The organism is Kribbella koreensis (assembly GCF_039525325.1).
Lineage (GTDB): Bacteria > Actinomycetota > Actinomycetes > Propionibacteriales > Kribbellaceae > Kribbella > Kribbella koreensis.
Window position 1 is genome coordinate 402,170 of record NZ_BAAAHK010000017.1, and the last position, 24,770, is coordinate 426,939.

Here is a 24,770-nt window from a genome sequence, read left to right on the forward strand (position 1 = left end):
ATGCTTCCGGCAACCAAGTTCCCAGCAGAGCGGGGACACACCGTGTGTCCCCGCTCACGCTCTGGTCACTCCTCTGACTCGTCAGCTTCCGACTCGTCCGGCTTCACGAAGTCGGGGTCGCCGCCCTCGTCGCCGGAGCGAGCGCCGGCCTGCGCGAGGTGCGACACCGACTCGAGGTGCGACAGCACCTGCTGGTGCTGGTCGACGCAGAGCACGACCAGGTCGCCACGGTTCGACCGGGACAGTGCGTGCTGTACGGCGGTCAGCTCGTCGAGCACCGTCTCGACCTGGCGGCAGCGGGCGCCGTTCTCCATCGCCGTCCGCACGCCCTCGGTGACCAGCTCGGCCGTGCTGCCGGCCTGGCGACCGCGCAGCCGGACGTCCTCGCGAACGATCACCACATCGAAGTGCTGCGCGGCGACCTCGCCCAGCTCACGCATGTCGTCGTCGCGCCGGTCGCCGGCGGTCGCGATCACGCCGATCCGCGACGGCCGGCCGAGCTCGGACGAGGCGTTCAGGCTCTCGCCGAGCTTGTCGACGAAGTCGCCGAGCATCCGCATCGCGGGCGCGTTGTGGCAGTAGTCGACGATGACGGTCCGGCCGTCGACGTCGATCTCGTTCAGCCGCCCGGGCGACAGGTAGTACGAGGTGTTGAACGTGCGCAGGCCCTGCCGGATGTCGTGCAGGGGAGCGCCCGCGGCGAAGGCAGCGGCCGCAGCGGCCATCGCGTTCTGCACGTTCATCATCGCCCGGCCGCCGAACGTTGCCGGCAGCAAGTGGGTCCAGGCCAGCTGCATCGAACGCCGGCCGTGCTTCATGATGATCATGTCGCCGAGGTCCGAGCGCTCGAGCACGACCGCGCGGCCACCGCGCCGGCAGTGGCCCTCGATGTACTCGCGCACCTCGCTGCCCGACTCGGCGATGCTGAACCAGACGACCTCGCCCGAGCACTTCCGCCGCATCTTGCGGACCAGCGGGTCATCGGCGTTCAGTACTGCGAACCCGTTGCGCGGCACCGCCTCGACCAGCACGGCCTTCACGTCGGCCAGCTGCTCCAGCGTGTCCACCCCACGCATGCCGAGATGGTCCGGCTGGATGTTCAGCACCACGGCGACGTCGTTGCGCTGGTAGCCCAGCCCCTCGCGCAGGATCCCGCCGCGTGCGACCTCGAAGACGGCGAAGTCGACGCGCGGGTTCTGCAGCACCATCCGGGCGGACTTCGGCCCGGACGCGTCGGACCGGATCACCAGCCGCTCGTCGATCACGATGCCGTCGGTCGAGGTCATCCCGACCTTGCGGCCCATCCCCTTGAAGACATGGCTGATCATCCGCGAGGTGGTGGTCTTGCCGTTCGTACCGGTCACCGCGACGATCGGGATCCGGCTGGTCGCGCCCGGCGGGAACAGCATGTCGACGACCGGTTTCGCGATGTACTGCGGATCGCCGATCGTCGGGTTGGTGTGCATCCGGAACCCGGGCGCCGCGTTCACCTCGCAGATCGCGCCGCCGGTCTCGCGGACCGGCTGGGTGATGTCCGGGCAGATGAAGTCGATACCGGCGATGTCGAGCCCGATCATCCGGGCCGCTTCTTCGGCGATCTCGACGTTCTCCGGGTGCGCCTCGAAGGTCCGGTCGATGGAGATCCCGCCGGTCGACATGTTGCCGGTGAGCGTCAGCTTCACCATCGTCTCTTCGGGCGGTACGTCGTCCATCTCGAAGCCCTGCGACTTCACCAGCTCACGTGCGGCGGTGTTCACCGTGATCCGGGTCAGGATCTTCTCGTGCCCGACACCGCGACGCGGGTCGGCGTTGGTGATGTCGACCAGCTCGGCGACCGTGTGGACGCCATCGCCGACGACATGCGCGGGTACCCGCTCGGCGATGGCCTCCATCCGCCCGTTGATGATCAGGCAGCGGTAGTCCTTGCCGGTGACGAAGCTCTCGACGATCACCGAGCCGCGTCGCGACTGCTCGGCCGCGATCGGGAAGGCCTCCCGGACCGCGTCCGCGTCCTGCAGGTTCAGGCAGACGCCACGGCCGTGATTGCCGTCGAGCGGCTTGCAGACGACGGGGTAGCCGATCTTGTTCGCGGCCGAGACGGCGTCGTCCACGTCACGGACGGAGACGGAGCGCGGTACCGGCAGGCCGGCCGAGGCGAGCAGCTTGGTGGTGAGGTCCTTGTCGCTGGCCACGTCGACCGCGATCGAGCCGGTCTCGGACGTCATGGTTGCCCGGATGCGCTTCGCGTGCACGCCTTGACCGAGCTGCACGAGGCTGAACTTGTTGAGCCGGATCCACGGGATGTCGCGGGACACCGCCTCGTCCACGATCGCCTGCGTCGAGGGGCCGAACGCGCTGCGCTCGGCGATCCTGATGAACTTCTCCAGCTCGGTGGTGAAGTCGAAGTCCTCGGTCGGCTGCACGAGGTAGTTGACGAAGCGGACCGCGAGTTCGCCCGCGGCAAGTCCGACGCCCTCATCGGCGTACGAGTAGATGATGTTGTACCGGCCGGGCACGCCCTTGACCTGGCGGGTCTTGCCGCGCCGCATGTCGTGGCCGGCCTCCTGCTGCAGCTGCAGCGAGACGTGTTCGGCGATGTGGCCGAGCCAGGTGCCCTCGTGCAGCCGCTCGATGAAACCGCCGCGGCGGCCGCGCGAGCAGTGGTGCTGGTCCAGCCGGGGGAGGTACTCGAGCAGGCGCTCGGTGAAGCCGTCGATCGTGTTCGACGGGAAGTTCTCCAGCGAGCCCAGGTCGACGACGAGATGGATGGCCGGGTCGTAGCTCCAGATGTTCGGGCCGCGGTAGACCCGCGTCTCGATGATCTTCAGGTCCGGGCTCGGCGTCCCTTGGGTCTGGTCAGGGGCGGTGTCGGTCATGCTGTCCCACTGTCTGCTCGCGGGTCGGTGTCTGGTCGGCTGAGTTCGGCGCCCGCGCTCAGAGGCTCGGTCGCCTCCGGTCTGGACTGGGCCGCCGCCGACGACCGGGACTTCTTCGACGCCGCCGCCTTCTGGGAGACCGCTGTCTTCTTGGCGGCGTCTGCCTTCTCGCCGGGGGTGGCCCTCGCGGTACGCCGGCCCGCCCGGCGCTTGCGCTCGGCGTAGTACGCGGGGGAGACGCCCTCGGCGGCGATCTCCTTGGCGAGCTTGCGCAGATCGGCCTCGGCGGCCTCGATCGACGCGATCTCCTCGGCCGGCGGCTGCGGACCGAACGACAGCAGCACGCGCGCCTTGAGGTCGAAGGTCGAGGTCGCGGGCAGCACGTGCAGGACGACGCCCGACGCGAGGATCGCCTCGGACCGGCTCGCGTAGTGCGCGTTGGAGGTGATCCGGCTGCCGTCGAAGATCGTCACGGCACCTCGCCCGACTACCTCCAGGTGAGAGCCCCGTACTACGGCCGCCGTGTCCTCATCGACCCCGATGCCGAGCAGCCCGGGGGATTGCGCGACGAGCGAGAGCAGGCGGCCGTACCGGTTCCGTTGGGCGAAGTGCTGGTCGACGATGGCACCCTGGACGAGGCCCAGCCCGCCGGCCAGCTGGCTCATCCGCTGCCTCGGGGTGGCGCCTGAGCGGCCGAAAGCGATCATGTGCTCGGCGAGGATGCTGGCGCCGGCCGACGTGCCGCCGACTGCTGCTCCACGCGCGTGGGCCTCGGTGACGGCGCGGCCGAACGCGGTACCGGTGACGACACCGCTCAGCTTGAGCTGGTTGCCACCGGTCATGAAGATGCCGGTCGCCTGGTTGAGCGGCTCGATGAAGGCGGGGTCGTCGGCGTCCTCGCGGTTCTCCGGCCGGACGCCGACCACGCTGGCAGCACCGAGCGCGGCGAACAGGGCGGAGTACACGTCGATCACGTCCGGACCGAGGGCGGAGGCGGTCGGAACGACCACGATCCGCGCCTTCGGCCCACCGGCCGCCTCGACGAACTCCTGCAGGACCAACCGCTTCTTCAGCTTGTCCTCGGCCCCACCGATGGCGAACAAGGCCCCAGGCCCGCTCGTCGTCACCCCACCCTGCTGTTCAGACATAGCCGAAGAATAAGCGCTGCACCCCGATCAGCCCGCTTCGGTCGCGGCGCGCGCCGTCTGGGGTGGGAGACGGTGGTTGCAACTAGCTGCAGGTTGGGCACAGAGGGTAGTTGGTTGTGGCATCCTTCGTCGGTGAAGAGAATCCTGCTGCCGCTGGTTGTTGCCGCGGCAATGATGTCGACGGCCGCGTGCGGCGGTTCCGACGACCCGAAGCCGGCCGGCAAGGCCGACAAGCCTGCTGCGGCCCTGAGCCAGGCGGACTTCGCCACCAAGGTCCCCGCGGCCCTGCAGGAGAAGAGCACCTTCCATGCGGTCGCGACGACGACGGACGAGGACGGCCCGGTCGTCACGACGTCAGATCTGAAGGTGACCGCTGCCGGTACGGACCTCGCAGCCACCACCGACCAGGGCCTGACCGTCCTCAGGATCGGCGGCAAGTTCTACGGCAAGGGCGAAGGCTTGTCCGAGAACAACGCCAAGCCGTGGAAGGTCTGGGACCCGACCGCCGGCGCGAAAGACCCGATGGCCGCGCTCACCGGCGTACAACTCCAGATCCAGTCCGCCGCGGCCCTGACCCACCAGCTCCTGGCCGGCGCCGCCTACGCGACAAAATTCACCTCCACCGAGGCGCCGGCAGCCGACGGCGCCTCGATGACGGAGTACACGATCACCATCGACGCCCCCAAGGCAGCCGCAGCCAAAGCCCTGGGCGACTACCTCACCACAGCCGTGGTAGCCGCCCAGAAGATCAACGAAGTAACAGCAGTGGTCCTCGTCGACCAGAACGACCTCCCCCACAAACTCGACTTCACCTTCGGCACCGCCAAGGAATCAGTCCGGTTCACCGAGTTCGGCGACCCGGTCAGCATCACCGCCCCACCCGCTGCCCTGATCGACGCGTAGCAGTCCGATGAAGAAACTGCTGATACCGATGGTCGCCGTCGCGATGCTGTCGATGGCCGCCTGTGGTGGTTCTGACGAGCGTGCGAAGACGCCGGTCGCCGACCAACCCAAGACGGCCCTGACCCAGGTGGATCTCGCGCCGAGGGTGCAGGCCGCCTTGCTGAAGAGCGGGACCTTCCACTCGGTCACGAAGACGACGGACGACGAGGACGACCCAGCGACCTACACAGCCGACCTGAAGGTTGCGCCGGGCGGAGGGGAGGTGTCAGCTGACGGTAGTGACGGCAACTCCCTGCTTCGGGTCGACGGAGTCCTCTACGCCAAGGGGACCGACCTCACTGACGATCCGGCGAAGCCGTGGCTGAAGTGGGATCCGAAGGCCGCGTCCGATGAATCGTCGGACCCGGTGGTCGGTATGGAGCTGGAACTGCTCTCGGCGCAGGTGCTGACGCACGAGTACCTGGGGGCGGTGGCCTATGCGACGAAGTTCAGGTCGGCGCCGGGGGAGACCGTCGACGGCGCGCGGACGACGCAGTACACGATCACCATCGACCCGGCCAAGGCAGCGGCGGCGAAGGCCTTCGGTGAGTACCTGGATCCTGGGGCTGTCGTCGACGAGAAGCTCAAGGAGATCACCGCCGTCCTCCTGGTCGACCAGGACTCCTTGCCCCGCAAGCTCGAGTTCACCTTCGGCGGGTCGAAGATGTCGACCGTTTACACCGAGTTCGGCAAACAGGTCACCATCACCGCCCCACCCGCGGGGCAGATCGACGGGTAGTGAGGAGATGGTGCCGGGGTGGGACGGGCCCGGCACCATCTGGTTCTACTGCTGGACGGGGTTGCCGTCGGTGCCGCAGATGTAGCCGGCCTTGATGCAGTTGGTGATGCGGCGTTGGAGTTCGGCCGGGTCCCAGGCGTTCATGAAGTCGCCGTGGAAGGTGTAGCCGGGGGCGGTTGTGACGAGTTGGCCGTTGCGGGTTCCGGCTAGCGTGAGGCCACCGCCGTTGACGGGGTAGGTGATCAGGAACTCGAGGCGGGGGACCACGACCGGGTGGGTTGCCGGGCAGGTGGGGCCGGTGGGGAAGGCCATGTGGTCCTTGTGGTTGGGGGAGTCGAGGCGGACGCCGTCCCAGCAGGTGGGGAAGTCGAGGTAGTTCTCGAGCTTCGAGCCGGGTGGGCAGATCAGGAAGTCGCGGCTGGACTGGCTCTGGCCGACGCAGGACCAGCGGGCGGCCGGGTTCTGGTCGGGGCTGGTTGCGGCGGCGTTGCCGATCACGTACCGAAGGCCTTGTGGATAAGCGGTTGCGTGCGTCCGGTCGGTGATTCCCTGGTAGTAGATGGTCACCCGTTCGGGTGCGACCGGCACTCCGTTCTGATAGAGGGTGGGCGTCCAGTACGCCGACTTGTCGGCGACCGGATTGCAGTTGGTGCCGCCGAGCCGCAGCGACTGCAGTGTCGAGTCGGCGTTCGTCGACGTGTTGCCGAAGAACTCGTGGATGTGCGATGCGCCGGTCTGGCCGGGGAACACGATCGGGTCGTTGCCGGCCCGATGACTGCTCCTGCACTCGGCCCGGAACTCCGACCCCGGCACCGGTGCCAGCTGCAACTTCTCCATCGCAGCCGCCTCGGCAGCGGTCGGAGCTTCGCCATGATGCATCTTCGAGTGATCGACCGGCTGCGGAGTCGCCTGCGCCTGCTGATGAACCAGTACCGCGGCCGCTGCCGCGATCAGCACGACCCCACCGGCGAGAACCTTCGTCGCCCGCATCTCAGTGCCCGAAGGTGAACCAGTTGACGTTGACGAAGTCGGCCGGCTGGCCGCTCGTGAAGGTCAGATAGACGTTGTGTACGCCGGTGACCGCGCTGATGTTGGCCGGGACACTACGCCAACTCTGCCAGCCACCCGTGTTGGCCACCGCGAAGCTCCCGATCGGCGCATTGCTCCGGCTGTCGAGTCGAACCTCGACGAGCCCGCTCACTCCACCGGCGGCCCCCGACGCCACCCGCCCGACGAACTGACGAGCCGCGGAACTCCCGAAGTCGACGCTGGGGTAGAGCGCCCAGTCGCCGTTCCCGATCTGCATCAGGTTCTGCCCGCCACCGGAGTCCGTGGTCGTCTCGACGCCGACACCGCCTTGCTGGCTGAACGATTCGGCCTGGATGGTGCCGTACGCGCTACCGCCCCCACCAGGTGGGGTGGTCGGCGGCGTGGTCGGGGGAGTCGTCGGATCGCCACCGCCACCACGGGTGGACACGGCGACGTAGTCGATCACCATCGGCCGATCGGGGACGGTCTCGGCGCGAGGCGTCGGCGCGGCGAGCGCATCCGGGAAGGCGCCGCCGATGGCGACATTGAGCAGGATGAAGTACCCGGCATGTGAGGTCATGTTGGCCCAGGTGTCGGCCGGCAACTGCCCTTGGCTGACGGAGTGGAACTGCTGCCCGTCGACGTACCAGCGGAACTGGTTCGGCGAGATGCTGGTGTCCCACTCGAACCGGTACGTGTGGAAGCCGGCCTGGCAGGTGCTGCCGGGGCAGGCGCGGTTGCTGGCGATGCCGGTCGTCTCGTTGCAGGGGCCGCCGGGGTTCACGCCGCAGTGCAGCACGCCCCAGACCGAGTTGAGCCCGTTGACGTTCTCCATGATGTCGAACTCGCCGATGCCCGGCCAGTTCCAGTAGTTGCCCCGGTACGGCGAACCGAGCGCCCAGAACGCGGGCCAGTACCCGAGCGCCGCGTTGCCCGTGACGTTGGGCATCTGGATCCGCGCCTCCATCGCGACCACGCCACCCGACGGCGGCTTGAAATTGCTGCGCTGGGTCTCGATCCGGGCCGACGTCCAGTTGCCGGCGCCGTCGCGGCGAGGCGTGATCCGGAGGTTGCCGGCGCCGTCGAGGGAGAGGTTGTTCGTACTGTTCGTGTAGTTCTGGATCTCCCCGGTACCCCAGTTGCCCGGGCCGCCCGGATAGGCGTGACCGGTGTCGATGATCCAGTTGGCACTCGACGGCAAGCTGCCGCTGTTGCCGTTGAAGTCGTCACTCCACACCGTCGTCCACCCCGCGGGCGGCGGCGGAACACTGGCCTGCGCCGCGACCGTCAACGCGGTCACGACCAGGACGGGAGCGAGCAGAGCACTGAGGACGGCTCGGAGGCGGGTGGATGGTTTGCTGGGGCGGGAACGCATGGTTGACCTCCACGGTCAGGCGCCGTCACCAGGCGGCGCCAGGGCGGGTGCGTACGCATATGAGAGCGCTCTCATAGCACCGTGTCAACGCCTCGTCACCGCTATCGCGCGAGGGACCGTTCCCCGCGCTCAGAGCTTGCGGCTGAATACCGTCGTACTGTGCTGGACGGTCATCCCGAGCCGCTCGTACATGGCCAGCGCGCCGGTGCCCGAGTGGGTCCACAGCACCAGGTCGGGCCGGCCATGACGATAGAAGTCGAGGGAGGCCCGCGCGATCAGGGCTCGGGCGATGCCCTTGCCGCGCTGGTCGGCGCGGACGGCCAGGTGTTCGACGTATCCGGCCCCGGAATCGGGGAGCGCCAGGCAGATCGCGGCACCGACGAGTTCGTTGCCGGCGAAGGCGACGGGGGAGAGCCCGGGCGCGAAGGTCGTCCGCTCGATGGTCATCCGGGCCCACTCGTCGAAGCCCCAGCGACGCGATTGCCAGTCGTCGAAGGCGTCCTGGATCACCTGGTACGCCGCCTGCGCGTCCTCGCCGGAGAAGGGCCGGATGGTGATCCCGGCGGGCAGTTCCGGCTGCGGCGGCTCCTCGTCGACGGGCTTGGTGAGCTTCCAGTTGGTCGCGATCACGTCGTAGCCGCGCGCTCGCAAGAGCGTAGTACCGGCGTGGTCCTCGTCGTCGACCGTCTGGGCGACCCGGTCGGTACCCGACTCGACAGCCCGGCGCTCGACCCATTCGACCAGGCCGTTCCCCAGACCCAGCCCGCGATACTTCGCCCCGACGTCGACCTGAGACCGGCGACCCCGGACCCACGCCCAGGCTGCGACGTCGCCGGCCGGATCAAGAACCATCAGGCTGTCGACGGAGGCGTCGAGGCCGGGTCGCTCGAGCGACGCCTCCACCTCGTCGACCGCCACGCCGGACATCTCGGCGATCGGCGCGGCATCGGCTGTCGTGGCGGGGCGGCAGGTGAATCCGACTGGCATGACTGGGGGAGTAGGCACGAGAAACGATCCTCGACCCAGCTGCGCCGGGGCGGCAACTGGGTTTCAGGCGTCGGTATCGGCGTCCGCGTCGGCGGCTTCTACTTCTTCGCGGCTGATGCCGAGGAGGTAGAGGATCGTGTCGAGGTAAGGCACGCTCACGTGGGTGTCGGCGGCGGCCCGGACGACCGGCTTGGCGTTGAAGGCGATGCCCAGGCCGGCGGCGGCGAGCATGTCGAGATCGTTGGCGCCGTCGCCGATGGCGACTGTCTGGGACAGCGGGGTGCCGGAGGTTTCGGCGAAACGGCGCAGCGCGGTAGCCTTGCCGGCCCGGTCGACGATGTCGCCGATCACCTTGCCGGTGAGTTTGCCGTCGACGATCTCCAGCTCGTTGGCGCTGGCGAAGTCGATGCCGAGGTCGGCGGCGAGCTTGTCGGTGATCTGGCTGAAGCCGCCGCTGACGATCGCGAACTGGTACCCGAGCCGCTTCAGCGTCCGGACCAGCGTGCGCGCGCCCGGCGCCAGCACGATCGCTTCGTACACCTCGTCGAGCGCCGACGCCGGCAGCCCTTCGAGCGTCGCGACCCGGCTGCGCAGCGAGTCGGCGAAGTCCAGCTCACCGCGCATCGCCTGCTCGGTGACCGCCGCGACCTCTTCGAGCCGGCCGGCGTGCGAGGCGAGCATCTCGATCACCTCGCCCTGGATCAGGGTCGAGTCGACGTCCATCACGATCAGCCGCTTGGCCCGCCGGTACAGCCCACCAGGCTGTACTGCGACGTCCAGTCCCTGCCGTACACCTTCGAGGGCGAGCACCGTCCGCAGTGAGTCCGGATCGGCACCCGAGACGGCGATCTCCATCGCGGTCACCGGATAGCGCGCCATCCGGCTGATCCGGTCGATGTTGGCGCCGGTGTCGGCGATCCGGCCGGCGATCGCGGCGAAGCCCTGCGCGGTCAGCGGGCTGCCGATCACCGTGACCTGGGTCCGGCCCTTGCGCCGCGGCTCGTTGTCGCCGAAGCCCTTCTTCAGGCTGATGTCGACCTCGAGGTTCTCGGCGAGCGCCTTGAGCTCCTTCTTGAGTTCCTTGTGGTCGCGCGGCGCCGACAACAGCACACCGAGCACCAGCCGGCCCCGGAGTACCACCTGCTCGGCGTCGATCACGTCGAGCCCGCGCAACGCGAGCATCGACAGTACTGCGGAAGTCAGGCCCGGCCGGTCGGTACCGGTCAAAGTGACCAGCAGCGTGGGGCGGTCTGCTATCGACGTCTCGTGCTCAGCCTGTCCTGTCATCTCAAGGCCCCAGGCTACCGATGAATTGTTAACGGGAGGTTGGCGGTCCACATGCCGCAACAAGCGCCCGCCTGGCAGCGGCGGCCAGATCGGTGAGCGCACGGCGACGAGCATCCGCCTCCGCGCCGGTGATGGCCGCGCCGTCGTCCTCGAGAGCGGCGTCCGCGATGGCGAGACAGCGGCGAGCGGTGGCGGCTGTCTTGACCGCGCGAGCTTCGTAGCCGGGGGCAAGGTCGTCGCCCTTGCCCGACCCGATCCGCCGGATGTCGATCAGCGCGTCGGCGACTTCGGGCTTCCACTTGGCGACGTCGAGCTTGGCGAGCGACTCGGCCGCCTCGATCAGCGCGGCCCGCAACCCACGGTCGGCCTCACCGAAGTCGGCCGGCAGCGGACTGGTCGCCGGCAAGACGGTCCACTGCACCGCTGGGCCGACGTACGAAGGTACGAGCCCGATCTCTGCTCCAGTCAGTACTACGGCCTCGCCCGTCTCCAACGCAGCCTCGTTGAAGGTCGGCGGCCCGGCCAGTCCGATCGGGTCACCCGGGATGGGCAGCGCGAGGTGCGCCTGGGTCGCGCCGGCCGCGCGCAACAGGTTGAGGGCCACCGGCAACGTGGCCGGCTCGGGGTGCGCGGCGAGGCCGGACACGTGGTGCCCGACGTCCTCACCGAGGATCTGGTGCGCGGCGGTGTCCGGATCGCAGGCGCCGGTCAGCATGGCGTTGGTCCAGACGGTGAAACGCACCGAGGCGGCAGTGGTCAGCACACCTCCCATTGTCCCATCCGGGCGACCACGGTCTGACTCGGGCAGGCCCGTCGCGAGTCGCGCTGGCCCACCCCGTAAGTTTTGGTCCTATGACTGCAGTAGCGGAGCTGGCCGGTGTCTCGATCGTGCGCGGTGGCGCGGTTCTGTTGGACGCCGTCGACTGGTCCATCGAGGAGACCGATCGGTGGGTCGTGATCGGCCCGAACGGGGCCGGCAAGACGACGATGCTGCAGATCCTCGCGGCGCAGATGCACCCGACGACCGGTGTGGTCGGGCTGCTCGGCGAGGTGCTCGGCGCGGTCGACGTGTTCGAACTGCGGCCGCGGATCGGGCTGACCAGCGCCGCGCTCGCCGATCGGCTGCCGAAGTCGGAGCGGGTGTCCGACGTGGTGGTCTCGGCGTCGTACGCCGTACTCGGCCGCTGGCGTGAGGAGTACGACGAGCTGGACCACCAGCGGGCCAAGGAGTTGCTGACCGAGCTCGGCATCGGCCACCTGAGCGACCGCACCTTCGGGACGCTGTCCGAGGGGGAGCGCAAGCGGGTCCAGATCGCCCGCGCGCTGATGACCGATCCCGAGCTGATGCTGCTGGACGAGCCGGCGGCCGGGCTGGACCTTACGGGTCGTGAACAGTTGGTACGGTCCCTCAGCTCGATCGCGACCGCCGAAGGCGCTCCGGCGATGGTCCTCGTCACGCACCACGTCGAGGAGATCCCGCCGGGCTTCACGCATGCGTTGTTGCTGAAGCAAGGCCGGGTGATCTCGGCCGGACCGATCGACCAGGCCCTGACGGCCGAGACTTTGAGTGACACCTTCGACCTCGCCCTCAGCCTCGACCACCGCGACGGCCGGTACTTCGCCCGCGCACTCTGAATCCAGAAGCTGTTTCTCCGCGTCACACTGCAGATGGACCTGCCTGAGGTCCCGAACGCGGATAGAGTTGGCAGATGATGGATTGGCTGCGGGACAACGTCTGGGCGGCGTGGCTCGGGATCGCCGTCGTGCTCGGTCTGGCGGAGCTGGCTTCGCTCGACTTCACCTTGCTGATGCTCGCCGCGGGGGCGATCACCGCGGCCGGCGTAGGCGCCTTGTTCCCGCACCTGCTCTGGTTGCAGATCGTCGTCGGCCTGGTGACGGCCGCCGCGATGCTGGGCGCCATCCGCCCGCTCCTGGTCCGCAAGATGCACCACACCGGCGAGCTGAAGACCGGTTCGGCCCACGTGATCGGCCGCAGCGGTGTCGTCGTCAAGGAGATCCACCCCGACGGCGGCGGCTCGATCAAACTCAACGGCGAACTGTGGACCGCCCGCCCCTACGACGACGTCTCCACCATCCAGCCCGGCACCCGCGTCGAGGTGATGTCCATCGACGGCGCCACCGCCGTCGTCTACCCGATCGGCCAGCCCATCGACCACACCCTCCCAGAGCTCCGCGGCCCGGAGAAGACCGAACCCAAGGACTCCGAACCACCCCGCTGACCGGCAGCCACGCAGGGACGGCTGTGACGCAGCTACACGGATCCCGCGGAGGGGTATGAGGCAGAGGGTCACCTTGGCAAAGCCGGTCGGGTCGCGGGGTGACGACTGCAAGGCGGGGCGGGTCGCGGGTGATGATGGCAAAGTCGGCCGGTTCGCGTGGTGATGACGGGAGTTGCCGGGTAGGCGGTTGGGGAGGGAAATCCCTTTGGGATAAGGGGTTTAGGGAGGGTATTGCCCCCGAATCGGCGCAATTTCCTCCCCGGTCTCCAGAAAATCCTCCCCAACCCCCGGCCGGCTTGGCGAGACAGGCGCCTCGGCGGGGACGGTGCTGTTGCGCCGCGACGAACCGCCCAAATTCAGCCGAAATGGGCCCGTCCCGGCGTCGGCCGGCGGGTTGTTCGGCGGCTGGCGCGCTGTGGAGAGTCAGTCGCCGAAGAAACGGTGTTCGCCGGCGGGTTTTCGTGCGGCTGGCCTGATGCTTCACGTCAGCGGCCCGATAAGCTGCTAGGGCCAGGCGAATCGGGGCCCTTGCCCGGTAGCCGCCACATGCCGACCAATGCCGTGGTGTGGCGCGGTTGCGCGGCGCCGGGCTCGAAGTACTGTCGGTTTCATGGGCAGGTCCGATCGTGAGGGAACCGTTGCACACGGTGGCCCGTCGATAGGAAAGACTGTTCGTCCTGAGGGTTCTTCGAGTGGGAGGGTCACGTGACCGCGTTCCTCATAGTGCTGGCATTGGTCGCCTTACTGGTGGTCGTCACACTGATCAAATCTGTTCGGGTCGTGCAGCAGCAGACCGTGGGCATCGTGGAACGGTTCGGGAAGTTCAAGGTCGGCTTGCAGCCGGGCCTGAACCTGCTGACCCCGTTCGTCGACAAGGTCCGCTACACGATCGACATGCGTGAGCAGGTGGTCGCGTTCCCGCCGCAGGGCGTCATCACCGAGGACAACCTGATGGTGTCGATCGACTCCGTCATCTACTTCCAGGTCAACGACCCGGTCCGGGCGACCTACGAGATCTCCAACTACATCCAGGCCATCGAGCAGCTGACGATGACCACGCTGCGAAACATCATCGGTGGAATGGACCTCGAGCAGACGCTGACGTCGCGCGAGGAGATCAACGAGAAGCTCCGGTACGTCCTGGACGAGGCGACCGGCAAGTGGGGCATCCGGGTCAACCGGGTCGAGCTCCGCTCGATCGACCCGCCGCCGTCGATCCAGGACTCGATGGAGAAGCAGATGCGCGCGGACCGCGACAAGCGCGCCGCGATCCTGACCGCCGAAGGTATGCGCCAGTCGGCCGTCCTGTCGGCCGAGGGCCAGAAGCAGTCCGCGATCCTGACCGCGCAGGGCGACCGGGAGTCCCGGATCCTGCGCGCCCAGGCCGAGCGGGAGGCGCGGATCCTGAAGGCGCAGGGTGAGGCGCAGGCCATCACCACCGTCTTCAACGCGATCCACGCCGGCAAGCCCGACCAGGGCCTGCTCGCCTACCAGTACCTGCAGATGCTGCCGTCGATCGCGCAGGGCGACTCGAACAAGCTCTGGATCATCCCGAGTGAGATCGGCAAGGCGATGGAAGGCCTCGGCAGCGCCGTCGGCCAGATCGCCGGCATCACCCAGAAGGCCGAGGGTCCGTTCCCGGAGCCCGACCTGGGCGACTCGCAGGCGGTGTCCGTCGACAGCGGTCTCGGGTCGGCGGCCACGCCGGACGCAGCCGTCGTCGAGGCCGACAACGCGGTCCAGGAAGCTATCGCGGCCGCGCAGAACGCAGCCGTCGGCAACCGCGCTGCCCAGCAGGCACCCCCGGCAGTCACCTCGGCACCCGAGCAGACCTCCCCGGTCCAGGACGGTCCGCCGCTGGAGCGGTAGGACTCAGTACTACGCAACGTCACACGGCCCCGGCTCGCAGGATGAGCCGGGGCCGTGTGACGTTGGCGGCAAAAACCTGTTCAGCGAGCGGACTGATGATCGGAAATCGCTATCAGGTGCGTAGAGTCTTGCGACGATGACATGGTTCGAGGCGCTGTTCGTCCTGGTGGCGGGTATGGGCGCGGGCACGATCAACGCGGTGGTGGGGTCCGGCACGTTGCTGACCTTCCCCACGTTGCTTGCTGTCGGCATCCCACCGGTCCTGGCGAACGTCAGCAACAACATCGGCCTGTCACCCGGTACGGCGGCCGGCGCGATCGGCTACCGGCGTGAACTCGAAGGCCAGCGCGGCCGGCTCCTCCGCCTGATCCCCGCCTCGCTCCTCGGCGGCATCGTCGGCGCCGTCCTGCTGCTGAAACTCCCCGGCTCGGCCTTCAAAGCCGTCGTCCCCGGCCTGATCCTGCTCGGCTGCATCCTGGTCGCCCTGCAACCGTGGCTGTCCAAGCGGATCAGCCTCCCCACCCACACCCACCGCGGCGCCTGGTGGGTGATCCCGGCTGTCTTCCTCACCGGCATCTATGGCGGGTACTTCGGCGCGGCCCAGGGCGTCCTCCTGATGGCGATTCTCGGCATCGGCATGGACGCGAACCTGCAACGGATGAACGGCCTGAAGAACGTGCTCGCCACGGTCGTCAACGGCATCGCCGCGATCCTGTTCATCATCGTCGCGGATGTCGACTGGCTGGCCGCCGCGCTGATCGCGGTCGGCTCCACCATCGGCGGTTTCGTCGGCGCCCGCTACGGCCGCAAGCTGCCGCCGACCGGCCTGCGCGTGCTCATCGTCGTGATCGGCATCGTCGCCATCGTCACGATGGTCTTCTGACCTGAGCGTCCTGAGCCGGAAGTTCGCGCACATCTCCGGCGCCCAGGCACGCACCTCGCGGCACTGGCGAAGCATCCACGATGCTCCGCATCGAGGACGCTCCTCCAGCACCGCGATGCACGCACCTGACCACCGGAGCTGTATGCGCGAACTTCCGGCTCAGGACGCTAGCCCGGCCAGCAACAGATCCAGCCCGTAGTCGAACTGCTCGTCGCCACCCGACGTCCGGGCGAGCTCCGGCGCGAGCTCGACGACGGTGGGGAACTCGTGGGCCGACAGCGACTCCATCGACGTCCGCAACCGGCGCCACGCATCCGGGTCGAGGCGCTCGGAGGCCATCTGGATCTCCCAGGTCGTTGCGCCGAGCACATAGGTGAACAGGGTCGTGTGCGTCCGGGCGGCGGCTTCGGGCTCGAGGCCGGCCGCGCGGAGTACGCCGAGCAGGCCTTCGGCCACCCGGGCGGTCTCCTTGCCGCTCAACGGGCGGCTCGCGAGTAGTTGCGCAAGGCAAGGGTGCTGCAGCATCAGGGCGCGCAGGCCGCGGCAGACGAAGCGGACCTGGTCGAGCCAGGGGAGGTCCTGCGGCACATCGGGCACCAGGGCCATCAGGTGGTCGCGGATCGCGTCGTACAGGTCGTCCTTGTTACGGAAGTAGGTGTAGAGCGCCATCGGGCCGACACCCAACTCACCGGCCACGCCGCGCAAGCTGAAGGCGTGAAGACCCTTGGCCTCCATCAGGTCGAGCGCGGTCCGCACGATCAGCTCGGGGCTGAGCGTGTTCCGCGGCGTCCTGGCTCTGCTGCTGGCTGGCATCTGGCTGTCTCCCGGATCACAGTGCGGCTCTATAACGTACGGTGTATAGTACAGCGTAGAGGAAGCAACCGGAAGGAGCGCTACAGTGCGAGCGGTACAGATCAGCGAGTTCGGTGGACCAGAGGTTCTCGAGGTGGTGGACATCGCGGAGCCGGTGCCGGGTGACGGTCAGATCCTGATCACCGTGGACCGCGCGGGCGTGAACTACGCCGACACCCACCAGGTGGAGAACAGCTACCTGTCCAAGGCGAAGCTGCCGCTGACGCCGGGTGGCGAGGTCGTCGGTCACACCGAGGACGGCCGCCGGGTCGTCGCGCTGGTCGGCTCCGGCGGTTATGCGGAGAAGGCGGTCGGTTACGCGCAGGCCGCGTTCGACGTACCGGAAGGCGTCAGTGACGCCGATGCACTGGCGCTGATCGTGCAGGGCACGAGCGCGTGGCACCTGTTGAAGACTTCGACCCACATGCAGCCAGGGGAGTCCGTACTGATCCACGCCGGCGCTGGTGGAGTCGGCTCGCTGGCCATCCAGCTCGCCAAGCTGTGGGGCGCCGGACGCGTCATCGCAACCGCCTCCACCGAGGAGAAGCGCAAGCAGATCCTCGAGCTCGGTGCGGACGCCGCGATCGACGGCGAGCCCGAGGGCCTGAAGGACCGGATCATCGAGGCGAACGACGGCAAGCCCGTCGACATCGTGCTGGAGATGGTCGGCGGACCGACCCTGAACGAGTCCTTCGACGCGCTGGCGACCTTCGGCCGGCTCGTCACCTTTGGTGCGGCGTCGCGTCAGATGGCCGAGCCGATCGCGCCGGCCCGCTTGATGAAGGGCTCGAAGACCATCGCCGGCTTCTGGCTGGCCGACTGCTTCAAGACCCCGGCGCTGCTGGGCGACCCGCTCACCGAGCTGTTCGGGCTGGTCCAGGACGGCAAGCTGCGCTCGATCCTCGGCGGCGACTACGCCCTGTCCGAGATCGTCACCGCCCACGAAGACATGCGGGCCCGCCGGACCGTCGGCAAGCTCGTGCTCGACCCCACTCGCTGAAACACCCGCTAGGAGACATCGAAGATGACCATCGCAGTAGAGAAGGTTCTGTACACCGCCCGCGCCACCGCGGAGGGCGGCCGCCAGGGTCACACCGCGAGCGACGACGGCAAGCTGGACGTCACCCTCGCGCCGCCGAAGGAGATGGGCGGCAGCGGCGACGGCACCAACCCGGAGCAGCTCTTCGCGGCCGGTTACGCGTCCTGCTTCCACAGCGCGATGAAGACGGTCGCCCGTAAGACCAAGCAGAACGTCGACGACTCGACCGTCACCGCGGCCGTCGGTATCGGCCCGATCAACGGCGGCGCCGGCTACGGCCTCGAGGTCGAGCTCGTCGTCTCCCTGCCGAACCTGGAGCGCGCCGAGGCCGAGGCACTCGTCGCCCAGGCCCACCAGGTCTGCCCGTACTCCAACGCGACCCGCGGCAACATCAAGGTCGACCTCAGCGTCGCCTGAACCACCAACCAGTCACCGGCCGGTGCCGCCCAGGTTCAGCTCATCCGCTCGAGGGCTTCCGCGAGCAGGGCAGGGGTGGCACTGACCGGCGCCGCCGCGATCGTGAGTGCCTCCATGATCGCGGCGTACTCGTCCAGGTCCTCGAGCTTGTCGAGGTAGAGCGCGCTGGCCGCGTGCTCGATGTAGACGACGTCCGGCAGATCGCCCTCGGGGAACCGCAGGATGCTGAACGCGCCACCGGCGTCGGGATAGCCGACGCTGCTGAACGGCATGATCTGCAGGGTGATGTTCGGCTTCTGCGAGGCCTCGATCAGGTACTGGATCTGCTCGCGCATCGTGTCCCGCCCACCGACCGGCCGGTGCAGCGCCGCCTCGTCGAGCACGACCCACAAGCGGACCGGATCGGGCCGGGTGAGGATCTGCTGCCGGGTCACCCGCAGCGCCACCCGCTGGTTGATCTCCTCGGACGGCAGGTACGCCTTGCCGAGCTGGACGACGGCCCGGGCGTAGTCCTCGGTCTGCAGCAGCCCAGGTACGAAGAGCAGCTCGTACGTCCGGATCAGCTTGGCCGCGACCTCGAGCCCGACGTAGTTGCCGAACCAGCTCGGCATCACGTCGCCGTACCGCGACCACCAGCCGGGGTTGTTCGCGGCGCGGGCCAGCTCCATCAGCCGCTCGCGTTCCTGCGCGTCCTTCATCTCGTACAGGTCGAGCAGGTCGTTCACGTCGCGTTCTTTGAACCCGACCCGGCCGAGTTCCATCCGGCTGACCTTGGACTCCGAGGCGCGGATCTGCCAGCCCGCATCGGCGCGGCTGATCCCCGCGGCCTCGCGCATCCGGCGCAGATGACCGCCGAGCATGATGCGGAGCGCGGTCGGCCCACCTTCACCACCCGCCACCGTCACCCCAGCATGCTAGCCGGAGTTCAGGCGGGAGTCGCGAGTTCGAGCACCGTGGCGCTCGGGAGCTTGGCCAGGTCCGCGCCGTCGACGAGCAGCTTCGAGCCACGGATCCCGCTGCCGATCACGACCAGCCCGGCCTGAGCCACTGCCTCGTCAACGAGTACCGGCCAAGCAGCCGGTACGCCGATCGGCGTGATGCCGCCGTACTCCATCCCGGTCGAGCCGACCGCGTCGTCCTGCGCCGCGAAGGAGATCTTCCGGACGCCGAGGTGCTTGCGCACGATGCCGTTGACATCGGCCCGGTGGGTGGCCAGCACCATCACCGCGGCATAGGTCGACTCGCCGGCCCGCTTGCCGTGCACGATCACGCAGTTCGCCGACGCGGCCATCGGTACGTCGTACTCCGCGCAGAACGCGGCCGTGTCGGCCAGCGTCGGGTCGATCGCCACCGCCCACGCGGGCAGGTCACCGAGAGCAGCCCGCACGGGCTCGGCCAGCAACTCCGGTACTTCGGAGGCCGCCCGCCACTCCAGCTTGCCGAGCACGGGCGCACTCACTCGGCGTCCACGAGGTCGGCGTACTCGGTGTGCTTCTTCAGGAAGTCCTGGTAGTACGGGCATGCCGGGCGGACCCGCAGCCCCGCGGCGCGGGCGTCGTCGAGCGACTTGGTCGCGATCTTGCCGGCTACTCCACGGCCCTGGTACTCGGGCAGCGTTTCCGCATGCCGGAAGGCGATCACCGAGCCGAACCGCTTGTAGTCGACGAACCCCATCAGGTTGCCGTCGGCATCGCGCGCCTCGTACCGGCTCGCGTCGGTGGCGTCCGTGATCGCGATCTCGTTCTCCATGCCAGCCACTGTATCCAGCCTCCCGAAGCTTGTGCCGTGCTGGTGGGTTTGGAGGGTGTGACTGCGGGGGTACGGGCTCTGACGGACTGTTCTGTGACGCCGGCCGGGAGGAGTGCGAATGAGCAGCGAGCATGCCTTGGACGAGGGCAAGGCGATACCGAGTCTGGTACCCGCCCGGATGGACCGATTGCCGTGGACCCGGTTCCACTGGATGATCGTCGTCGGTCTCGGCGTCTCCTGGATTCTGGACGGCCTGGAGATCCAGCTGGTCTCCCTGGTCGGCAACACCCTGAAAGAAGGCGCGACCCTCGGGCTGAGCACCAAAGAGGTCGGTCTGCTGGCGTCCATCTACCTCGCTGGTGAAGTGGTAGGCGCGCTGTTCTTCGGGCGGATGACCGACAAGTTCGGTCGCAAGAGCCTGTTCATCATCACCCTGGTGGTCTATCTGGTCGCCTCCGGCGCCGCGGGTCTGACCTGGGACTTCTGGTCGCTCGCGCTGTGCCGGTTCGTGGCCGGGATGGGCATCGGCGGTGAGTACGCCGCGATCAACTCGGCGATCGACGAGCTGATCCCGTCGAAGTACCGGGGCCGCGTCGACATCGGCGTCAACGGGACGTACTGGGCGGGTGCGCTGATCGGCTCCGCGGTCGGCCTGGTCTTCCTGGACAAGGACATCATCCCGGTCGAGTGGGGCTGGCGGCTGTGCTTCCTGGTCGGTCCGGTGATGGGGCTGATGATCATCTACCTGCGACGGCACATTCCGGAGAGCCCGCGCTGGCTGATGACGCACGGCCGGGTCGAGGAGGCCGAGCGGACCGTCGACTCGATCGAGGAGACGGTACGGCGGCAAGGCGGCGAGCTGCGCGCGGTGACCGACGACGAGGCGATCAACGTCGTCGACTACCCGCCGGTGACGTATCGCGAGATCGCCCGGATCATGTTGCGGGACTACCGGAGCAGATCGTTCCTCGGCTTCTCGATGATGGTCACCCAGGCCTTCCTCTACAACGCGATCTTCTTCACCTACGCACTGGTGCTGAAGTCGTACTTCGGGTTGTCCGACTCCGGCGTCGCCCTGTACTTCTTCCCGTTCGCGATCGGGAACCTGGCGGGTCCGTTGCTGCTCGGCCACTGGTTCGACACCATCGGCCGCCGCAAGATGATCCTGGCGACGTACTCGATCTCGGCCATCGTGCTGTTCGTCACCGCGCTGCTGTTCAACGCGGGTTCGCTGAACGCGGCCGGGCTGACGGCGCTGTGGTGCGTGGTGTTCTTCTTCGCCTCGGCGGGCGCGTCGTCGGCGTACCTGACGGTGAGCGAGATCTTCCCGATCGAGCTGCGCGGGCAGGCGATCTCGTTCTTCTTCGCGATCTCGCAGCTGACCGGTGGTGTGATCGCGCCGTTCCTGTTCGCCTCGCTCATCGGTGAGGGCGACAACCCGCCGCGCGGGCCGCTGACGGTGGGCTACATCATCGGCGCGGCCGTCATGCTGATCGGTGGCCTGATCGCGTGGTTCTTCGGGGTCAACGCGGAAGGGCAGTCGCTGGAGAACATCGCCAAGCCACTGTCGGCCCGTGAGGCCGCGGGCGCGACGCGGTTCCAGGGGACGGCGCCGCGGTTGCCCAGTACGGATGCGCAGGGGCGGCGGATCACTCCGGTGGTACCGGAGTCCCAGCAACCGCCACCGCCTGACGACGTACAGGATCGTTAGTCGCGCAGTGCCGGCTACTAGGATCGACCCTCGTGGGTTCCCTCCTAGTAGCCGGTACTACGTCCGACGCGGGCAAGACGACCGTGGTGACCGGGCTCTGCCGTTGGTTGGCGCGCCAGGGGGTCCGTGTTGCGCCGTACAAGGCTCAGAACATGTCCAACAACTCCATGGTCTGCGCGGACGGTGCCGAGATCGGCCGTGCCCAGTGGATCCAGGCAGTGGCTGCCGGTGCGGAGCCCGAAGCGGCCATGAACCCAGTGCTGCTCAAGCCCGGCAGTGATCGGCGCAGCCACGTAGTACTGATGGGGGAGCCATGGGGCGAGTTGACCGCTCGTGGGTTCCTCACGGAGCGGGCTGAGCTGGCAAAGGCAGCATTCGCGGCGTATGACGACCTCGCCTCGCGCTACGACGTAGTGATCAGTGAGGGTGCCGGCAGCCCCACCGAGATCAACCTGCGCCAATCCGACTACGTCAACATGGGCCTCGCGCAACACACGAAGGCACCGGTAGTGGTTGTCGGCGACATCGACCGGGGCGGGGTGTTCGCATCGATGTTCGGCACCGTCGCGTTGCTCGACGCGGCCGACCAGCGACTGATCAGCGGCTTCGTGGTCAACAAGTTCCGCGGTGACGTGAGTCTGCTCCAGCCCGGGATCGACATGCTGAGCTCGGTGACCGGTCGGCCGACGTACGGCGTACTGCCCTGGCTCCCCGGTCTTTGGCTCGACTCCGAGGACGCGCTCGACGTTCCGGCCAGGCGGCTCTCCCAGGACTCGTCCGTGCTGACCATCGCCGTGGTGCGGTTCCCGCGGATCAGCAACTTCACCGACCTCGACGCACTCGCTGTCGAACCGACCACGAGCGTCTTCTTCACCGCAAGCCCTGCGGAGGTCCGCGACGCCGACCTGGTCGTACTGCCCGGCTCGCGCGCAACCACCTCGGACCTGGCCTGGCTCCGCGAGACCGGCCTGGCCGACGCCGTCGCCTCGCGGGTGGCCGACGGCCGCCCGGTGCTGGGGATCTGCGGCGGCTACCAACTCCTCGGCGGCGAGATCTCGGATCCCCAGGGCGTCGAAGGTGGCGGCAACCACACCGGCCTCGGGTTGTTGCCAGTAGCAACCACCTTCGCCGTCGAGAAGGTGCTCGCCCGTCCCGCGCCCACGGCCTACGAGATCCACCACGGCGTCGTCACCGTGACGGGCTCGGCGTCGGAGTTCCCCGGGGGCTGCCGCTCGGGAGTCGTCTGGGGGACCATCTGGCACGGCCTGCTCGACGACGACACCGCCCGCCACGCCTTCCTGGCCGAGATCGCCGCACTGACCGGCAAGCCCGCTCCCGACGGCTCCGTCTCGTTCGCCGCCCAGCGCGAAGCCCGCCTCGATCTGCTGGCCGACGCCATCGACGAGCACCTCGACACCGCAGCCCTGCTGGCCCTGATCGAATCCGGCACTCCCGCGGACCTCGAGTTCGTACCGCCGGGTGCTCCAAAACTGTCGGCGCCCTGATCTAGCGTCCTTCTCGTGGACCTCAAAAACGAGCTGCATCAGAAACTCCAGACCACCCGCGCCGTCCTGCTGGCCAAGCTGGAAGGCATCGGTGAGTACGACCGGCGCCGCCCGCTCGTCCCGTCCGGCACGAACCTGCTCGGCCTGGTGAAACACCTGGCCGGCCTGGAGTACACGTACCTGGGCGAAGCCCTCGGCCGCACCCCACCGGAGAAGCTGGCCTGGGTGGAGGACGGCACGATCTGGGACGGCGCCGACATGTGGGCGCTCCCGTCGGAGTCCAGCGACGATCTGATCGGCCTGTACCAACGCGCCTGCGCCTTCGCCGACGAGACGATCACCTCGCTCGACCTCGACGCACCCGCCTCCGTCGCCCACTGGCCCGAGGGTGGCCGCGAGACCACCCTCGGCGTGCTGCTGATCCGGATGGTCGACGAGACCGCCCACCACGCGGGCCACGCCGACATCATCCGCGAACTCATCGACGGCACCGGCGGCCCCGACGCCGACATGCTCGACGAGGCCGGCTGGTCCGCCTACTTCGCCGAACTTCAACAGGCAGCCGAGACCTTCAAGTAGCGGGGATCTACCAGGGGACGGTCTCGCCTTGGTAGTCGAGGAACTGCAGGCCGGGCTTCCCGGACTGCGCGTTGATAGTGGCCGCGACGCCGGGGATGCTCTCCTCGATGGTGAGGAGGGCGCCGGGTCCGCCGAGGTCGGTCTTGACCCAGCCGGGGTTCATGAGCAGCAGGGTGTGGGCGGCATCGGCGTACCGGGCGGCGTAGCAGCGCATCAGCTGGTTGAGCGCCGATTTGCTGGCCCGGTAGGCGTCCTGGCCGCCGTTCGTGTTCGAGGTGATGCTGCCTTGGCGCGATGACATGACGCCGATGGTTCCGGTTGGGGCGACGAGTGAGCGCAGGGACTCGATCACGCGCAACGGGCTGAGGGCATTGGTCACCAGGACCTCGGTGAACATCTCCATCGGTACGTCGGCGATCGGGAGGTTGCCTCGGGTGACGCCGGCGTTGACGAAGAGGAGGTCGAGTTCACGATCCGCGAGCCGGTCGCGTAGGGCAGCGGTCTGCTCGGGTGAGGTGATGTCGAGCGACTCGACGACGAGCCGGCCGTCGGAGGAGTCGGCCAATTCGTGCAGCTTGGTTCGTTCGGCGCCGCGGACGGTACCGATCACGTCCCAGCCCAGGCGCAGGTATTCGGCCGCCAGTGCGAGCCCGAGGGTGCGGGACGCGCCGATGATGAGGGCGGTTCTACTCACAGGTTCTCCAGAAGATCAGGCGTTGACGGCAGGCTTGAGCACGTGCTCGCACCACTGCCGGAAGGTGGTCGGCGTCGAGTTCTCCACGGTGCGAGCGACGCCGTCGTCCAGGCCGTTCTCCTTGGCGCGCATCATGTCGACCATGCCGCCGACGAAGGCGTCGCCGAGGCCGAAGCCGGTCAGCCGGGCGCCCAGGGTCTCGAGGGTCTCGCGCTCGTACCGGATCGGCCGGCCGAGTACGTCGGACATGATCCGGGCCATGTCGGCCGCGGAGATGTCCTCGGGCCCGAGCACCGGCACGCTGTCCACGCCGGTCCACGACCGGTCGAGCAGGAGGCGGGCCGCGACGGCAGCGATGTCCCCGGTGGAGGCGGACGGAGCCAGCCGGTCCGGAGCGACGGTGTCGGTGAAGACGCCGTGGTCCCGGATCGAGCTGACCTGGCGCAACAGGTTGTCCATGAAGGAGGGGTTGGCGAGTGCGCGGTACGCGACGCCGGTACCGCCGATGAGGTCGTCCATGGCCAGCGATGCCGTGACGAGTCCCGCGCTGCCGGCGACCGGCGTACCGCGACCGAGGGCGGAGACGCCGACGACGTGAGTGACGCCGGAGCTGGTGAACGCGTCCGCCGCGGCCCGGGTGAATCCGGAGAACGCCGCCTCCAGGCTGACCGCCTGACTGTCCGGCGGGACGATCCAGAAGACCGCGTCGGTGTCGGCGAAGGCCTTGCCGACGACCTCGGGATCGCCGTGCGATCCGGTCACGATGTCGACGCGGCCGCGGACCGCGTCGGGGAGTTTGGCGGGGTCGCGCACGATGACGCGCAGTTCCTCGTCGTGGCTGAGCAGGGT

24 protein-coding genes are annotated in these 24,770 nt (G+C 68.4%); 11 read left to right on the forward strand and 13 right to left on the reverse strand.

What is annotated here, in order from left to right:
* Window positions 1–65: 65 nt before the first annotated feature.
* On the reverse strand, window positions 66–2,876 hold the full coding sequence (gene cphA / locus ABD116_RS31380; protein ID WP_343978522.1) for a cyanophycin synthetase: 2,811 nt from the start codon (window positions 2,874–2,876) through the stop codon (window positions 66–68).
* Window positions 2,873–4,024, reverse strand: a complete 1,152-nt coding sequence (locus ABD116_RS31385) for a cyanophycinase (protein ID WP_343978525.1) — start codon at window positions 4,022–4,024, stop codon at window positions 2,873–2,875. Before ABD116_RS31385 ends, cphA begins: the two co-directional genes overlap by 4 nt.
* Window positions 4,025–4,156: 132 nt before the next feature.
* Here ABD116_RS31385 and ABD116_RS31390 point away from each other — a divergent pair, with 132 nt between their 5' ends.
* Window positions 4,157–4,927: a hypothetical protein gene (locus ABD116_RS31390; RefSeq protein WP_343978528.1), complete on the forward strand. Its 771-nt coding sequence runs from the start codon at window positions 4,157–4,159 to the stop codon at window positions 4,925–4,927.
* Between the two features lie 7 nt (window positions 4,928–4,934).
* A complete protein-coding gene (locus ABD116_RS31395) occupies window positions 4,935–5,705 on the forward strand; it encodes an SCO4651 family lipoprotein (RefSeq protein WP_343978530.1) in 771 nt (256 codons plus the stop codon).
* 45 nt (window positions 5,706–5,750) lie between these two features.
* Here ABD116_RS31395 and ABD116_RS31400 read toward each other — a convergent pair whose 3' ends face one another.
* From ABD116_RS31400 to ABD116_RS31420, 5 genes are all read right to left on the reverse strand, one after another.
* Window positions 5,751–6,695, reverse strand: a complete 945-nt coding sequence (locus ABD116_RS31400) for a DUF1996 domain-containing protein (protein ID WP_343978533.1) — start codon at window positions 6,693–6,695, stop codon at window positions 5,751–5,753.
* A 1-nt stretch (window position 6,696) separates the two neighbouring features.
* Window positions 6,697–8,109, reverse strand: a complete 1,413-nt coding sequence (locus ABD116_RS31405; protein ID WP_343978536.1) for a glycoside hydrolase family 16 protein — start codon at window positions 8,107–8,109, stop codon at window positions 6,697–6,699.
* A gap of 129 nt (window positions 8,110–8,238) precedes the next feature.
* Window positions 8,239–9,096 (reverse strand): GNAT family N-acetyltransferase, encoded by an 858-nt coding sequence (locus tag ABD116_RS31410; protein WP_343978539.1) that lies wholly within the window; start codon window positions 9,094–9,096, stop codon window positions 8,239–8,241.
* Between the two features lie 63 nt (window positions 9,097–9,159).
* Window positions 9,160–10,383, reverse strand: a complete 1,224-nt coding sequence (serB, locus tag ABD116_RS31415) for a phosphoserine phosphatase SerB (RefSeq protein WP_343978542.1) — start codon at window positions 10,381–10,383, stop codon at window positions 9,160–9,162.
* 28 nt (window positions 10,384–10,411) lie between these two features.
* Window positions 10,412–11,155, reverse strand: coding sequence for a hypothetical protein (locus ABD116_RS31420; RefSeq protein ID WP_343978545.1), 744 nt, complete (start codon window positions 11,153–11,155; stop codon window positions 10,412–10,414).
* An 80-nt stretch (window positions 11,156–11,235) separates the two neighbouring features.
* Here ABD116_RS31420 and ABD116_RS31425 point away from each other — a divergent pair, with 80 nt between their 5' ends.
* The 4 genes from ABD116_RS31425 to ABD116_RS31440 all read left to right on the forward strand — a co-directional run bounded on the left by ABD116_RS31425 (window position 11,236) and on the right by ABD116_RS31440 (window position 15,375).
* Window positions 11,236–12,018 carry an ABC transporter ATP-binding protein gene (locus tag ABD116_RS31425; RefSeq protein ID WP_343978548.1) on the forward strand — a complete coding sequence of 261 codons (783 nt, stop codon included), beginning with the start codon at window positions 11,236–11,238 and terminating at the stop codon, window positions 12,016–12,018.
* 74 nt (window positions 12,019–12,092) lie between these two features.
* Window positions 12,093–12,623: an NfeD family protein gene (locus ABD116_RS31430; protein ID WP_343978551.1), complete on the forward strand. Its 531-nt coding sequence runs from the start codon at window positions 12,093–12,095 to the stop codon at window positions 12,621–12,623.
* Window positions 12,624–13,328: 705 nt separating this feature from the next.
* Entirely contained in the window at window positions 13,329–14,492 is a 1,164-nt protein-coding gene (locus ABD116_RS31435; RefSeq protein WP_343978553.1) for an SPFH domain-containing protein, read from the forward strand.
* Between the two features lie 136 nt (window positions 14,493–14,628).
* Window positions 14,629–15,375, forward strand: coding sequence for a sulfite exporter TauE/SafE family protein (locus ABD116_RS31440; protein WP_343978556.1), 747 nt, complete (start codon window positions 14,629–14,631; stop codon window positions 15,373–15,375).
* A 159-nt stretch (window positions 15,376–15,534) separates the two neighbouring features.
* Here the strand turns inward: ABD116_RS31440 and ABD116_RS31445 are convergent, their stop codons facing one another.
* Window positions 15,535–16,188: a TetR/AcrR family transcriptional regulator gene (locus tag ABD116_RS31445; RefSeq protein WP_343978558.1), complete on the reverse strand. Its 654-nt coding sequence runs from the start codon at window positions 16,186–16,188 to the stop codon at window positions 15,535–15,537.
* An 85-nt stretch (window positions 16,189–16,273) separates the two neighbouring features.
* Between ABD116_RS31445 and ABD116_RS31450 the strand changes: the two genes are divergently transcribed.
* Both ABD116_RS31450 and ABD116_RS31455 read left to right on the forward strand, forming a co-directional pair.
* Window positions 16,274–17,227: a quinone oxidoreductase family protein gene (locus ABD116_RS31450; RefSeq protein ID WP_343978561.1), complete on the forward strand. Its 954-nt coding sequence runs from the start codon at window positions 16,274–16,276 to the stop codon at window positions 17,225–17,227.
* 24 nt (window positions 17,228–17,251) lie between these two features.
* Window positions 17,252–17,683 carry an organic hydroperoxide resistance protein gene (locus tag ABD116_RS31455; protein ID WP_343978564.1) on the forward strand — a complete coding sequence of 144 codons (432 nt, stop codon included), beginning with the start codon at window positions 17,252–17,254 and terminating at the stop codon, window positions 17,681–17,683.
* Window positions 17,684–17,718: 35 nt separating this feature from the next.
* Here the strand turns inward: ABD116_RS31455 and ABD116_RS31460 are convergent, their stop codons facing one another.
* The 3 genes from ABD116_RS31460 to ABD116_RS31470 all read right to left on the reverse strand — a co-directional run bounded on the left by ABD116_RS31460 (window position 17,719) and on the right by ABD116_RS31470 (window position 19,432).
* On the reverse strand, window positions 17,719–18,543 hold the full coding sequence (locus tag ABD116_RS31460) for a helix-turn-helix domain-containing protein (RefSeq protein ID WP_343979492.1): 825 nt from the start codon (window positions 18,541–18,543) through the stop codon (window positions 17,719–17,721).
* A 65-nt stretch (window positions 18,544–18,608) separates the two neighbouring features.
* Window positions 18,609–19,142 (reverse strand): YbaK/EbsC family protein, encoded by a 534-nt coding sequence (locus ABD116_RS31465; RefSeq protein ID WP_343978567.1) that lies wholly within the window; start codon window positions 19,140–19,142, stop codon window positions 18,609–18,611.
* Entirely contained in the window at window positions 19,139–19,432 is a 294-nt protein-coding gene (locus tag ABD116_RS31470) for a GNAT family N-acetyltransferase (protein ID WP_343978570.1), read from the reverse strand. The genes ABD116_RS31465 and ABD116_RS31470 overlap by 4 nt, the downstream gene beginning before the upstream one ends.
* Before the next feature lie 118 nt (window positions 19,433–19,550).
* On the opposite strand from ABD116_RS31470, the gene ABD116_RS31475 reads away from it, so the two are divergent.
* From ABD116_RS31475 to ABD116_RS31485, 3 genes are read left to right on the forward strand one after another with little or no spacing between them, the layout of a single operon-like run.
* Entirely contained in the window at window positions 19,551–21,143 is a 1,593-nt protein-coding gene (locus ABD116_RS31475; protein WP_343978573.1) for an MFS transporter, read from the forward strand.
* A gap of 32 nt (window positions 21,144–21,175) precedes the next feature.
* The gene (locus ABD116_RS31480; protein WP_343978576.1) at window positions 21,176–22,648 is read left to right on the forward strand and encodes a cobyric acid synthase; all 1,473 of its coding nucleotides are present in this window, start codon (window positions 21,176–21,178) and stop codon (window positions 22,646–22,648) included.
* Window positions 22,649–22,663: 15 nt separating this feature from the next.
* On the forward strand, window positions 22,664–23,227 hold the full coding sequence (locus ABD116_RS31485) for a DinB family protein (protein ID WP_343978579.1): 564 nt from the start codon (window positions 22,664–22,666) through the stop codon (window positions 23,225–23,227).
* A gap of 7 nt (window positions 23,228–23,234) precedes the next feature.
* Here the strand turns inward: ABD116_RS31485 and ABD116_RS31490 are convergent, their stop codons facing one another.
* Window positions 23,235–23,921, reverse strand: coding sequence for an SDR family NAD(P)-dependent oxidoreductase (locus tag ABD116_RS31490; protein WP_343978582.1), 687 nt, complete (start codon window positions 23,919–23,921; stop codon window positions 23,235–23,237).
* A gap of 15 nt (window positions 23,922–23,936) precedes the next feature.
* On the reverse strand, window positions 23,937–24,770 hold an 834-nt coding region (locus tag ABD116_RS31495; RefSeq protein ID WP_343978585.1), incomplete at its 5' end, for an NAD(P)H-binding protein.

What these genes read in the sequence shown, in the direction of transcription:
- ABD116_RS31455 (WP_343978564.1), top strand. Translation starts at nt 17,252, where the DNA reads ATGACCATCGCAGTAGAGAAGGTTCTGTACACCGCCCGCGCCACCGCG.
- ABD116_RS31460 (WP_343979492.1), bottom strand. Translation starts at nt 18,543, where the DNA reads ATGCTCGGCGGTCATCTGCGCCGGATGCGCGAGGCCGCGGGGATCAGC.
- cphA (WP_343978522.1), bottom strand. Translation starts at nt 2,876, where the DNA reads ATGACCGACACCGCCCCTGACCAGACCCAAGGGACGCCGAGCCCGGAC.
- ABD116_RS31430 (WP_343978551.1), top strand. Translation starts at nt 12,093, where the DNA reads ATGATGGATTGGCTGCGGGACAACGTCTGGGCGGCGTGGCTCGGGATC.
- ABD116_RS31385 (WP_343978525.1), bottom strand. Translation starts at nt 4,024, where the DNA reads ATGTCTGAACAGCAGGGTGGGGTGACGACGAGCGGGCCTGGGGCCTTG.
- ABD116_RS31440 (WP_343978556.1), top strand. Translation starts at nt 14,629, where the DNA reads ATGACATGGTTCGAGGCGCTGTTCGTCCTGGTGGCGGGTATGGGCGCG.
- ABD116_RS31420 (WP_343978545.1), bottom strand. Translation starts at nt 11,155, where the DNA reads ATGGGAGGTGTGCTGACCACTGCCGCCTCGGTGCGTTTCACCGTCTGG.
- ABD116_RS31475 (WP_343978573.1), top strand. Translation starts at nt 19,551, where the DNA reads ATGAGCAGCGAGCATGCCTTGGACGAGGGCAAGGCGATACCGAGTCTG.
- ABD116_RS31405 (WP_343978536.1), bottom strand. Translation starts at nt 8,109, where the DNA reads ATGCGTTCCCGCCCCAGCAAACCATCCACCCGCCTCCGAGCCGTCCTC.
- ABD116_RS31445 (WP_343978558.1), bottom strand. Translation starts at nt 16,188, where the DNA reads ATGCCAGCCAGCAGCAGAGCCAGGACGCCGCGGAACACGCTCAGCCCC.
- ABD116_RS31400 (WP_343978533.1), bottom strand. Translation starts at nt 6,695, where the DNA reads ATGCGGGCGACGAAGGTTCTCGCCGGTGGGGTCGTGCTGATCGCGGCA.
- ABD116_RS31410 (WP_343978539.1), bottom strand. Translation starts at nt 9,096, where the DNA reads ATGCCAGTCGGATTCACCTGCCGCCCCGCCACGACAGCCGATGCCGCG.
- serB (WP_343978542.1), bottom strand. Translation starts at nt 10,383, where the DNA reads ATGACAGGACAGGCTGAGCACGAGACGTCGATAGCAGACCGCCCCACG.
- ABD116_RS31425 (WP_343978548.1), top strand. Translation starts at nt 11,236, where the DNA reads ATGACTGCAGTAGCGGAGCTGGCCGGTGTCTCGATCGTGCGCGGTGGC.
- ABD116_RS31395 (WP_343978530.1), top strand. Translation starts at nt 4,935, where the DNA reads ATGAAGAAACTGCTGATACCGATGGTCGCCGTCGCGATGCTGTCGATG.
- ABD116_RS31470 (WP_343978570.1), bottom strand. Translation starts at nt 19,432, where the DNA reads ATGGAGAACGAGATCGCGATCACGGACGCCACCGACGCGAGCCGGTAC.